We start from the raw sequence: 11,377 nt of genomic DNA, 5'->3' as shown, positions 1-11,377 counted from the left end.
GCGCGCTGTGAAAATCTCCGTTTATGGTATCATACCGCCCCTGTTCTGTGAGCCAGCCCGACGATCTCTGGCTCCAGGTCATTTCATGTGACGAAAGGTTCGGAAGCAATCCAATGTCAAATACGTCTCTCGAAAAGAGCAAAATCCGTATCCTGCTGCTGGAAGGCGTGCATCAATCTGCCATTGATACCCTGAATGCCGCGGGTTATACCAACATCGAGTATCTGACTCACTCACTGGGCGAAGAAGAGCTGATCGAGAAAATCGCCGACGCGCATTTTATCGGTATCCGCTCGCGCACCCAGCTGACCGAGAAAGTATTTGAAGCCGCCCAGAAACTGGTGGCGGTAGGTTGCTTCTGTATCGGCACCAACCAGGTGGACCTCAAGGCGGCCACCCGCCGTGGTATCGCAGTCTTCAACGCGCCCTTCTCCAACACCCGTTCGGTGGCGGAACTGGTGCTGGCCCAGGCCATCCTGCTGCTCCGTGGCGTTCCGGAAAAGAACGCCAAGGCCCATCGCGGCGAATGGCTGAAGTCCGCCAAGAACAGCTTCGAGATCCGTGGCAAGAAACTGGGCATCATCGGCTATGGCAACATCGGTACCCAGTTCAGCGTCCTCGCCGAAGGCCTGGGAATGGATGTGTACTTCTACGATGTGGTCTCCAAGCTGCCGATCGGCAACGCCACCCAGGTCGGCACCCTGCAGGAGCTGCTCAACATCGCGGATGTGGTATCCCTGCACGTACCGGAAACCCCGGCCACCAAGTACATGTTCAAGGCCGAGCAGTTTGCCCAGATGAAGCCGGGCAGCATCCTGATGAACGCCTCCCGCGGCACCGTGGTGGACATCGACGCCCTCGCCGATGCCCTGAGCTCCGGCAAGCTGCTGGGCGCTGCCATTGACGTGTTCCCGGTCGAACCCAAGTCCAACAACGAGGAGTTCGTTTCTCCGCTGCGTGAGTTCGACAACGTTATCCTGACCCCGCACGTGGGTGGCTCCACCATGGAAGCCCAGGAGAATATCGGCCGCGAAGTGGCTGAGAAGCTGGCGATGTACAGCGATAACGGCACCTCGGTCTCTTCCGTGAACTTCCCGGAAGTGGCCCTGCCCTCGCATCCGAACCAGCACCGCCTGCTACACATCCACGAGAATGTGCCGGGTGTGATGTCCGAGATCAACCAGGTGTTCTCCGAGAACGAGATCAACGTTTGTGGCCAGTACCTGCAGACCAAGGAAGATATCGGTTACGTGGTGATTGATGTGGACAAGGCCTACAGCGAGCTGGCTCTCGAGAAGCTGCGCCAGGTCAAGGGCACTATCCGCTGCCGCGTGCTTTTCTGAGCCGCGAGGCAACGAATGCAGTAACACCGAAGCCCGGGCCAATGCCCGGGCTTTTTTGTGATGCAGAAGGGGCCAAAACAACGCCGGTTTTCAGAGATTTAATGAAAACTTCCGGATTATCCCTTGAGAAAGCGGGGATACGAGCCATGGTTAAAGTACAGCCTGGTTCCGACCAGCCCATTCATACCGCGACAGGAGAAAATCGATGTCACTCAGGGAGTCCCTGTTGAACAAACTGCAGACCCAGACCGAACACTGGAGCAGGCAGATCGACCAGTTACGGGCAGAGGCGGACGCCAAGATGGCCAAGGCCGAGGATGACAAGGCGGAAGCGGAAATCCAGAAGGAGTTTTCGGAGAAGATCCAGTCCCTGGAGGACCAGATAGAAACTGCCAGGACCAAGCTCGGTGAACTGAAGGAATCAGGCGAGGATCAGCTGGACAACCTCAAGCAACGTATCGACGAGTGGCTGCCCAGCAACACCAACTGAGGCAGATACAAAAAAGGCTCCGGAGGTTTCACACCCGGAGCCTTTTCGTTTTCCCTGAACCTTATTGCATCGGCACCAGGGTCAGCTCAACCCGACGGTTCTGCTCGCGCCCGGCGGCAGTGTCGTTGGAAGCGATGGGGTAGCGCTCGCCGTAGCCCACGGCACGGGTACGCTTGGGCTCAATGCCCTGATTCAGCAGGAAGTCCCGCACTGAACCGGCACGCTGTTCACTCAGCAGCTGGTTGTAGCTGTCGGAGCCGGAGCTGTCAGTGTGGCCCTCGATCTGGATAACGGTCTGGTCGTATTCCTTGAGAACCAGTGCAACAGACTCCAGGGTGCCGGTGAAGGACGGCTTGATGGAGGACTGGTTCAGGTCAAACGTGATGTTGCCCGGCATGACCAGTTCGATCTGATCACCGTTACGGACCACGCGTACACCGGTGCCTTCCAGCTTCCGGCGCAGCTCGGCTTCCTGCTTGTCCATGTAATAACCGATACCGCCGCCGATAGCAGCACCGCTGGCCGCGCCAATGAGGGCGCCCTTGCCCCGGTCACTGCTGCTGGAAGTTGCCGCACCGATAGCTGCGCCACCGATAGCACCAATGATACTGCCCTTGGTCGCGCTCGAGGTCTTTTCCTCTCCGGTATAGGGATCATAGGTCATGCAACCACCCAGACCGACGGTAGCTACTGCAAATGCAAGAATCGTTTTCTTCACAGCTTTCTCCTGCGCCATTATAAAACCCGGCGGTGTTTGTGGTTTGCGACCGGTTCAGGCCGCATTCACCGCCTTCCTGGTGAATGTATCAATGATGGTATTGAATACCGTTGCCTGCAAATCCTGGGCTTCGTTCACTAGATGATGACGTCCATCCGGGATTCTCAGTTCCTCTACCGAGGAAAATTTATTGCGAATAATCCGCAGATTGTGTTGCCAGTCCACGGTCAGATCCTTCTCGCCCTGCACGACCGTCACCGGAAAGTTGACCGGCCGGGCCGACTCAATATGCGGCACCCATTGCCGCAATGCCGTGACCCAGTCCACATGCACCGCCCTTGCCTGCAGCGGGTCATGTTCCTTCAGGAAGCGGAGGAACCGGGTATCACTGCTGTTTTCGGCAAAGACCCGACGCCAACGGGTAATGAAAGGCCTGACCAGAGTATGCAGAAGCTTCGCGCCAAGCCAGCCCGCGGGACGTACCAATGGCGCCAGCAGTACCACCTCCTTGAAGTCGGAGGTTTCGGCCGAGTGCTGGTTCGAGAGCAGGTAATCAATCAGTATCGCGCCACCGGTGCTCTGCCCCACGGCGAACCAGGGCTCGCGCACCTTGCCCCGGGCCTGATCCATCACCGCCGTCAGCACCTGCTGGTACTCCAGGAAACTGCCGATCGCCGCCGGCGTGCCGCTGGAGAGACCGTGACCCGGCTGGTCGTAGGCCAGGACATCCAGGCCGGCACCCAGGCAACAGTCGATCAGCTGACTGTACAACCCGACATGGTCGAAGTAGCCGTGCAGAATAAAGACCGTGCCCCGGGATTCCGGCAGCCGGTAATAGTGCACCATGACCTCGTGCTCGCCGGCATGCACGTAGCCCTGGTGGTAATGCACCTCCGGGTGCTCCACCCAGAGATCCAGACCGTAGAACCGGCAGTAGGCAACCATCTCCTCGCCCAGCTCACCCTGGCCCTGCGGATTGAAGGGCTCAAGCCGCTCCAGCAGAGAGTGCCTGTCCCAGTCGGGTATTTCTATGGTATCCGTTTTCCAGTACACGTAGAGTTAAACGCCTGTCATGATTCAGGAATAAGATTAAGGAGTTAATCAGAGACTCCTTGATCGACTGCCATCCTATCGCATAGCGGGAGTAGAACACAGATGCTGCAACCTCTTATTGAGGCCGGTCTTCGGCAAACCATGAACCACCTGGTACGCCCCATACTGACACCAGCGGTACCGATCAGGGTCCAGCGCGCCCTGACCCGGCAGGCCTATCGCAGCTCGGTTCCTCCCCGTGGCTGCCGGTTCAGCCATGGCACCCTGGCCGGTGTGCCGGTAGTTCGCACCAGCTGCGGCAAACAGCAGGACGGTGTCATCCTTTACCTGCACGGCGGCGGTTTCATCATCGGCTCTGCGGATACACACCGGGGCATAACGGGCCATCTGGCGAAGGCCAGTCAGTGCCTGGTGGTGACGCCAGACTACCGGCTGGCGCCGGAGCATCCCTTCCCGGCGGCCCTCGACGATGCCGAGGCGACCTATCTCCAGTTGCTGGCGGAAGGCTACGCCCCCGATCAGATTGCCCTGGCCGGTGATTCCGCCGGCGGCGGTCTGTGCGTATCCCTGGCCATGCACCTGCGGGACAACCAACAGCCGTTGCCCTCATCGCTGACACTGTTCTCGCCCTGGACCGATCTGACCCAGGAGCAGCTCTATCAGCCCGAGTCAGAACCGGTATTGCAACCGGCCTGGACTGCCAAGGCAGCAAAACTCTATGCCGGCGACCAATCCCTCAAGGACCCGCTGATATCAGCGGTATTCGGGGACCTCAAGGGACTTCCGCCACTACTGATCCAGGTCGGCAGCGATGAAATCCTGCTCAACGACGCGGAACGACTGGCCCGAGTGGCAAAGCGGGACCGGGTACCCGTTAACCTGGAAATCTACAACAGCCTCTGGCACGTGTTCCAGGTCCATAGCGGTCAACTGGACCGGGCGACCGAGGCGATGCGTACCGCGGGTGATCACATCAGGGCACATCTGACAAACTGATTTCGCCCCGGATCAATGCTTCCTTGCGCGAGCGCGACCAGCGCTTGATGTGCCACTCCAGCCGGGAAGCCCGACTGCGATCTCCAGCCTGCGCCCGGAAGACCAGCTCCAGAGGCCCCTTGCCGCGCAGACTGCGCGCGCCCTTCGGCGCACCGGCCTGATGCTCGGCAAAACGCCGCTCCACATCCGTGGAGATACCGGTATACAGTGAGCCGGAAGCGGTTCGCACCAGGTACAGATGCCAGTCATTGCTCACGGGCCAGTTCCGCCTCCCGGGCCTTGACCTTGAGCTGCTGTAGCCACAAGCCACCCATGATCAGCACCAGGCCAATGTAGGTGGATGGCAGGATAATCTCGCCCAGGATGAAATAGATGAACACCAGCGACAGAAACGGCGAGATGAAGATCAGGTTGCTGACTTTCGAGGTGTTTTCCGCCTTCTTCATGGCGTAAGACCAGAGCACAAACGCCACCCCCATCTCGAATACCCCCACGTAAATGGCCGCGGCCAGGGAGGTTCCGGACGGCATCTCGAAGCCCTCGGTGAGCCCGCAGATCACCGCAATCACCGGCAGCCCGAACAGGAAATTGAGGAACAGGCCTACCACCGGATCGCGCTCATCACGGGTAGCAATGATCCAATAGGATGCCCAGACCAGGGTACTGCCCAGGGCGAAGCCGACCCCAAGCGGATCAGAGAAGGTCAGCGAGGTGACTTGGCCCCGGGTGGCGATCACGACCACGCCGGCATAGCAGACCAGCCCCGCCAGGATATCCACCCGCCGAAGCCGTTGCCCCAGAAAGGGCACGGACAGGTAGGCGAGCACCAGCGCCCAGGTGTAGTTCAGAGGCTGGGCCTCCTGGGCAGGCAGCCGGTCAAACGCTCCGAACAGCACGAAATAATACAGGCAGGGATTGACCAGCCCCATCCCCACGGACTGCACGTACTGACGGCGAGACAGGGAAAACACCAGATGCCAGCGCCCCTGGAGTTTCAGAATAATCGCCATCACGACGATCGAGGCCACGCAGGCAATCAGCAGCATCTGCATCGGTGCCAGATCCCTCAGCGCCAGCTTGAACGCAGTGGCAACAGTGGACCACAGCAGAACCGTGGCAAGGCCGTACATCATGGCCTGTTTCTGGTTGGTCATGAACAATGACTCCTGTCGCTGGCAGGAAGCACCCTGCCGAATGTGTTAGCTTAGAAATATTCCGTTATTTTCCAATTCAGGGTCTGGAGAAATGGACATGCGCGCGCACCGCCTCTGGTTGTTCCTGGTTACCAGCCTGGTCCTCATCATGACAGGTTGCTCGGAGACCGAGAGCACCAGGACCAGCGACTCATCCGAGCAGCCACCACCGGAATATCCCGTCACTTGGCGGTTCGCCCTGGAAGAAATTGAGGGCAGTGTACAACACGCCTATGCCGAGGCGCTAAAGAGCCGTATTGAAGAGGCTTCTGGCGGGAAAGTCGAGCTGGATATTTTTCCCTACGGTTCCCTGGGCACCTCTTCCCAACTGACAGAACTGGTACGCAACGGCTCTGTTGATCTTGCCTTCGCCTCCCCCGGGCACCTGGCAGACCTTATTCCGGAAACCGGGATTTTCACGTTGCACTATGTCTTGCCGAACGAGGATTCCGTCAACCGGGCCCTGTTTGCCGGGAGCGAACTGACCCGGCTCTTCTCCGCCGCCTATAACGAAAAGCATCTGACGCTCCTGGGATTTGTGCCCGAAGGATGGATGGCATGGACGGCCAACAAGCCATTGAAGTCACCCTCCGATTTTGAAGGCCTCAGGATCCGGACCATGACTTCACAAATGTCAGCGGAGGCGTTCCGGAGCTATGGTGCCGATCCCCGCCAGACACCTTACTCACAGGTCTACAGCGATCTGCAGTTGAAACAGATTGACGGCCAGACCAACCCGGTCTTCGCCATCGAGGAAATGAACTTCTATGAGGTACAAGACACCCTGACCATGCCCCGGGCCGCCCATTTTGTTTCATCCGTTGTGGCGAACCCTGAATGGTATGCCCAGTTACCGGAGCAGCAGCAGGACTGGCTGGCAGTGGCGTTGATTGAGGTTGGCAAGGAAGCCTGGGATATTCAGAAGGAACTGAACCAGACCAGACTGGAAACCATGCTCGAAGAAGGCCAGCTCGCGGTGACCAGACTGTCCGAACAGGAGCGCGCTGCGTTTCGCGAGGCGAGCAAGCCTGCGCTGGAATTCTACCTCCGGCAAACCGGCGAGCGGGGCCAGCAGATCCTCGAGTCACTCCGCAACATCATTACGGATCTGGAAAACCAGCAGGCCTCAGGCAGTGGTGGCAACGGGGACTGACACAAACTGCACCCCATCTGCGGCCAGCACTTCCGATCCCCTTGCAGTCAGATCACTGATGAACCGGAACTGGTCCCTCGGCTCGAGGGGATAGGCCTTCAGGCGGTAGGTCATGCCCCAGGTTTTGTTGGCGACCACAACCACCACCGGCTTCATGGTCTTGGTGTAGGGCGAGGCAAAAGCCACATCCCGCAGCAGCGCCATGACCCGGCGGACATCATGATTCGGGGCCAGGTGGAACTCCGCCACGCACATGAGGTTGTCGGAACCATCGTTACCGTTGGCAATGAGCGTGTTCCACAGCCTGCCATGGGGAATGATGATAACGGTATCATCCGGCGTGACGATCTCCGCAGCGCGGGTCCCGATTGATCGCACCTCGCCGTACTTGCCATCGACTTCTATCCAGTCACCGGGCCGATAGGGCATTTCATAAAGGGTCACGATCCCCGCAATCAGGCTGTTGGCGTAGTCCTTGAACGCGAAACCCAGCGCCAGGCCCAGGGCGCCGAAAATGGCGACCATGTTCTCGAATGAGGGCTCCACCAATATCGGCACCACCACGATGATGGTGACGACAATGATCAACAGCCGGGCCAGTGGCACCGAGGCGAGCAGGTACAGGCGAGCCTTGCCACCGAGTTTGCCGGCCAGCTTCGGTACCAGTTTCTGGATAACGAATATCAGCAGCACCGCGGCGGCCACCACGAGGGCGGCTTCCACCAGGGCGACCCAGGTGATGGCTGAAAACGCCTGCTGCAGTCCCTGCCCCATATCTCCCATAAGTCCTCCTCAGAATCCGTCTACCGGATAACCCCAGCTTTGCAGATGACGGCGCACCATGGGATACCCCAGGGGCGTGACATGCCAGCGCCCGGATGCCTCACCCTCATACACGACGTCTGCGCGGGTGAGCCGGGACAACGCCAGCTGCAGTTCCGGCTTGCCAACTCCCGTTACCAGGGCAATCCGCTCTTCATCCAGGCCGTCATGGATCAGCAGCGCGTGAAGAATAAAACCGATAGACCGGTCGCTGCTCTGGGGCATGGCAGGCAGGCTGAGCTGATCCAGCGGGACCACCCAGCAGTTCCGGCCACCGGGGCCCCGTGCCTGGGTACCGGTGTCCTCCTCCATTTCGTCCTCCGGCCGCGCCCGCAGGGAGCGCTGCCAGATTGCGAGCGCAACTCCGGGAATACCCCGGGAAGCCGTGGCAAGGTCCCTCAGAAAGCCCGAATGTTTGCGTTTCTCCGCATCCTGCGGATTTTCCACCGGCAACACGTAAAGGCCATCGTCGGTCATTCGCGCGGTGATCGCCCGACCATCCCGGGAAGCGGCGAGATATTCCAGCCACTGGCCCAGACGCTCCGCATCCAGGGGAGCCGGTGTCACTGGGCCCAGGTGGGCATCCGGCAGGTAACTGTCCCAGAATTGCCAGCACCAGCTGGAACAACCCACCAGCCCCTGCCCTGCCTGGCCAGAGGCAATACGCCCAAGCAACTCGCTGATCAGGGCAAAACCGGAGGTATGACGAAGCCAGAAATCCGCCAGCTCGGGAATCACCCAGGGCCCGGTCAGGTCCTGTTCATCCCACCAACGGCGAGCCTCTTCCCGATTCATCAGCAGGTTGTCCGGAGGTGCGATCAGGTCCCAGGATTCGGCGTCCGCGGAAACTGCCCCGAGACCGGGCAGCCGGACCAATGCCTCCCTGACGCCGGAAAATGGCGGCGCGACCACTACGGCCACCTCTCGGCGTAGGGTTTCCGATTGCCGGAGCTCCTGAAGGGAATCCAGAAGGGCGCCGGCCAGGGCGGTAGAGTCCGGATGCGGAGCGATATGCTGAATCTGCTTGTCGGTGAGCGACGGCAGATCATCCAGGCTCTGGAAAGGTTCCTCATCCGGTGAGATGCCCGCGCGAAGCTGGGCGGTAAGGTGACGGACAGCATCCTTGAGTGTCCGCTGCACGGACATTTCCGGCTGCTTCCACTGATCCACGGGGATCAGACCGCCGGGGAGTGGGTGGGAATGCTCGGTCGTGTTTTCGTCCTTCAAAAAGACAGCTCCTGCAATCTGTAGCCGGAACCTACTCCGGAACCAGCCAGCCCAGCTCATGCCGGACATCGAGCCCGTCCGCACCGGACACGTCATCCATCATCGCGCCGAGGCGCTCATCAAAGCCCCAGGGCGGATTGACCACCAGCATGCCGGAACCGGTCATGCCCCGCTCCGGGGGATGGTTGAGGTGTATCTCGCTGCGGAGAATTTTCCGGACCGGCCCGGAACGCAGCGCGTCCGCGAGCTGTTCCTCAAGGCCGGAGGTCAACACCGGATACCAGATAAGATAGACGCCATGCCGGCATTTCTGCCATGCCTTTTGCAGGGTTTTGGCGACCGACCCGTAATCCGCCTTGATTTCATAGGAAGGATCAATCAAAACCAGCAGGCGAGGCTGTTTTGGCGGCAGCTGCCCGAGCAACCCCTTCAATCCGTCTTCCCGTAGCACCCGAACCTTCTGGCCAGCCCAGCCCGCCAGCTGTTCACTCTCGGACGGGTGCAGCTCAAATGTGGTCAGCGCATCATCAGCCCGGAGAAACTGGCGGAACCAGAACGGGGAGCCGGGATAGGTGGTCAGGTGACCATCGCCGGCGTTCAGCCTGGCCAGCAGCTCCAGTACCGGCTGCCAGTCCGATGACAGCAGGTGTTCGCGCAACTGCCAGAGCTTCTGAACACCGGTATCCGCTTCACCGGTTTTCCGGGCCCGTTCGCTGCCAAGATCATAGACGGCACTGCCGGCATGGGTGTCAAAGCAGGCAATCCCCGATGGCTTGGAGTGCATCATGGATAAAGCGAGGGTCAGCGCGGCGTGTTTCTGGATGTCGGCAAAATTGCCGGCATGGAAGGCGTGCAGATAGCTCAGCATCAAGAAAGCTCCATGGTTTGCCGCCTATTAAGCCCGACGAGGCGCAGGATGTGCAAGATCTGCGCTGGAGCCATCATCTGGTCTGTTTAACAGCATCGGCCGTACTCCGCCCTTAAGGGATACCACCGTTACTGGTATGCTCTTGCCAAATTTCTTCCGGAGGACGGCCACTTGCCAGCCAAGAAGCAGGACACCATCGACCAGCTGTACAGCCTGATCGCCAACGAGGAAGATGCCCGGGTCTGCAAGGATATCCCGGAGGAAGCCTGCCGGGAGGTGCCCCGCAATTTCTTCCTGATCCTCGCCAGTAACGTGCTCACCAAGCTGGGCGACCTGCTGATCAGCCCCAAGACCGTGCTGGCATGGTTGATGAGTGCCGTGGGCGCACCGGCACTGGTGGCCTGGCTGGTGCCGATCCGGGAATCCGGCTCCATGGTGCCACAGATGGTGATTGCCGCCTGGGTTCGCCGCAAGGCAGTACGCAAATGGTTCTGGACGCTTGGCAGCTTCGGCCAGGCCGTCAGCGTGGCCGCCATGGCCGCGAGCGTCTGGTTTCTGGAAGGCTATGCCGCCGGCGGCGGCATTGTGGCGGCACTGATTGTGTTCTCCCTGGCCCGGGGGTTCTGCTCCGTCTCCATGAAGGATGTGCAGGGCAAGTGTATTCCCAAGACCCGTCGGGGGCGGCTGTCGGGGCTGGCTACCACTATCGGTGGCACCGCCACCGTCGTCATGACCGCACTGCTGTTCTGGGACCGGGGCGATCCCACTCTGGCCTTCTACACGGCCCTGCTTCTGCTGGCAGCCGTGCTCTGGATGATTGCCGGTTTTCTGTTTGCCAACGTCGAGGAATACGCCGGTGAGACCGGCGGGGGCGGCAACGCGTTGACCGAGGCCGTTCACAGCCTCTCCCTGCTGCGGGACGACGCGCCGTTCCGTCACTTCGTGATTACCCGGGCGCTGCTGCTCTGCTCCGCCCTGGCTTCGCCGTATTTTGTGGTCCTCGCCCAGAAAGAATCTGACATTGGCTGGATGCTCGGGGTATTCCTGCTCGCCAGCAGCCTGGCCAGCTCACTGAGCGCCAGTTTCTGGGGCTGGGCAGCAGACACCTCCAGCCGCCGGGTGATGATCCGGGGCGCCGCCATGGCCAGCTTCGTATGCCTGGCTGTCGGTATCACCGCGCTGATTGTTGGAACCGATATTGGCAGCGTCTGGTTCTATCCGGTTGCCTTCTTTGCCCTCAGCATCGCCCACGCCGGCGTCCGCCTGGGCCGGAAGACTTACCTGGTGGACATGGCCGGCGGCAACAAGCGCACCGACTACACCGCCGTGAGCAATACCGTGATCGGCGTGCTGTTGCTGGTCACCGGCGGGTTGACGGCTGTGATCTCGGTGTTTTCCGAGGTGGCCGTCATCATCGTGCTGGGGCTGATGGGACTGGTGGGCATGTTCAGCGCCATTCGCTTGAAGGAAGTGACCGAGGACTGACCTAAGTAACCTTGAACTGTGTCACAAGC

12 protein-coding genes are annotated in these 11,377 nt (G+C 60.1%); 5 read left to right on the top strand and 7 right to left on the bottom strand.

What is annotated here, in order from left to right:
* Positions 1-113: 113 nt before the first annotated feature.
* Entirely contained in the window at positions 114-1,343 is a 1,230-nt protein-coding gene (serA, locus tag DET50_RS11540) for a phosphoglycerate dehydrogenase (RefSeq protein ID WP_113862998.1), read from the top strand.
* Positions 1,344-1,548: 205 nt separating this feature from the next.
* Positions 1,549-1,833, top strand: coding sequence for a sll1863 family stress response protein (locus DET50_RS11535; protein ID WP_092001284.1), 285 nt, complete (start codon positions 1,549-1,551; stop codon positions 1,831-1,833).
* A 61-nt stretch (positions 1,834-1,894) separates the two neighbouring features.
* Here the strand turns inward: DET50_RS11535 and DET50_RS11530 are convergent, their stop codons facing one another.
* Positions 1,895-2,551, bottom strand: coding sequence for a YiaD family glycine zipper/OmpA-like lipoprotein (locus DET50_RS11530; protein WP_113863073.1), 657 nt, complete (start codon positions 2,549-2,551; stop codon positions 1,895-1,897).
* Between the two features lie 54 nt (positions 2,552-2,605).
* Positions 2,606-3,604, bottom strand: a complete 999-nt coding sequence (locus DET50_RS11525; protein WP_113862997.1) for an alpha/beta hydrolase — start codon at positions 3,602-3,604, stop codon at positions 2,606-2,608.
* Between the two features lie 102 nt (positions 3,605-3,706).
* Here DET50_RS11525 and DET50_RS11520 point away from each other — a divergent pair, with 102 nt between their 5' ends.
* Positions 3,707-4,600 carry an alpha/beta hydrolase gene (locus DET50_RS11520; RefSeq protein WP_113862996.1) on the top strand — a complete coding sequence of 298 codons (894 nt, stop codon included), beginning with the start codon at positions 3,707-3,709 and terminating at the stop codon, positions 4,598-4,600.
* On the opposite strand, the gene DET50_RS11515 is transcribed toward DET50_RS11520, so the two are convergent.
* A complete protein-coding gene (locus DET50_RS11515) occupies positions 4,578-4,856 on the bottom strand; it encodes a GIY-YIG nuclease family protein (RefSeq protein WP_113862995.1) in 279 nt (92 codons plus the stop codon). The two genes, DET50_RS11520 and DET50_RS11515, sit on opposite strands and share 23 nt — an antisense overlap.
* A complete protein-coding gene (locus DET50_RS11510) occupies positions 4,846-5,754 on the bottom strand; it encodes a DMT family transporter (RefSeq protein WP_113862994.1) in 909 nt (302 codons plus the stop codon). Before DET50_RS11510 ends, DET50_RS11515 begins: the two co-directional genes overlap by 11 nt.
* Positions 5,755-5,851: 97 nt before the next feature.
* Between DET50_RS11510 and dctP the strand changes: the two genes are divergently transcribed.
* Positions 5,852-6,946 carry a TRAP transporter substrate-binding protein DctP gene (gene dctP / locus DET50_RS11505; protein ID WP_113863072.1) on the top strand — a complete coding sequence of 365 codons (1,095 nt, stop codon included), beginning with the start codon at positions 5,852-5,854 and terminating at the stop codon, positions 6,944-6,946.
* Here the strand turns inward: dctP and DET50_RS11500 are convergent.
* From DET50_RS11500 to DET50_RS11490, 3 genes are read right to left on the bottom strand one after another with little or no spacing between them, the layout of a single operon-like run.
* Positions 6,920-7,729 (bottom strand): mechanosensitive ion channel family protein, encoded by an 810-nt coding sequence (locus DET50_RS11500; RefSeq protein WP_113862993.1) that lies wholly within the window; start codon positions 7,727-7,729, stop codon positions 6,920-6,922. The genes dctP and DET50_RS11500 overlap by 27 nt on opposite strands.
* A gap of 9 nt (positions 7,730-7,738) precedes the next feature.
* The gene (locus DET50_RS11495) at positions 7,739-8,995 is read right to left on the bottom strand and encodes a hypothetical protein (protein WP_113862992.1); all 1,257 of its coding nucleotides are present in this window, start codon (positions 8,993-8,995) and stop codon (positions 7,739-7,741) included.
* A gap of 31 nt (positions 8,996-9,026) precedes the next feature.
* The gene (locus tag DET50_RS11490) at positions 9,027-9,863 is read right to left on the bottom strand and encodes a 23S rRNA (adenine(2030)-N(6))-methyltransferase RlmJ (RefSeq protein WP_113862991.1); all 837 of its coding nucleotides are present in this window, start codon (positions 9,861-9,863) and stop codon (positions 9,027-9,029) included.
* A gap of 171 nt (positions 9,864-10,034) precedes the next feature.
* Between DET50_RS11490 and DET50_RS11485 the strand changes: the two genes are divergently transcribed.
* The gene (locus DET50_RS11485) at positions 10,035-11,348 is read left to right on the top strand and encodes an MFS transporter (RefSeq protein WP_113862990.1); all 1,314 of its coding nucleotides are present in this window, start codon (positions 10,035-10,037) and stop codon (positions 11,346-11,348) included.
* Positions 11,349-11,377 lie beyond the last annotated feature (29 nt).

This window comes from Marinobacter pelagius (genome assembly GCF_003315345.1).
Lineage (GTDB): Bacteria > Pseudomonadota > Gammaproteobacteria > Pseudomonadales > Oleiphilaceae > Marinobacter > Marinobacter pelagius_A.
Note: the sequence above shows the minus strand (reverse complement) of the source record. Positions and strands in the feature narration are given on the sequence as shown.

Excerpts from the sequence above, each read along its gene's own strand:
- serA (WP_113862998.1), top strand. The coding sequence starts at position 114 with ATGTCAAATACGTCTCTCGAAAAGAGCAAAATCCGTATCCTGCTGCTG.
- DET50_RS11535 (WP_092001284.1), top strand. The coding sequence starts at position 1,549 with ATGTCACTCAGGGAGTCCCTGTTGAACAAACTGCAGACCCAGACCGAA.
- DET50_RS11520 (WP_113862996.1), top strand. The coding sequence starts at position 3,707 with ATGCTGCAACCTCTTATTGAGGCCGGTCTTCGGCAAACCATGAACCAC.
- DET50_RS11510 (WP_113862994.1), bottom strand. The coding sequence starts at position 5,754 with ATGACCAACCAGAAACAGGCCATGATGTACGGCCTTGCCACGGTTCTG.
- dctP (WP_113863072.1), top strand. The coding sequence starts at position 5,852 with ATGCGCGCGCACCGCCTCTGGTTGTTCCTGGTTACCAGCCTGGTCCTC.
- DET50_RS11500 (WP_113862993.1), bottom strand. The coding sequence starts at position 7,729 with ATGGGAGATATGGGGCAGGGACTGCAGCAGGCGTTTTCAGCCATCACC.
- DET50_RS11490 (WP_113862991.1), bottom strand. The coding sequence starts at position 9,863 with ATGCTGAGCTATCTGCACGCCTTCCATGCCGGCAATTTTGCCGACATC.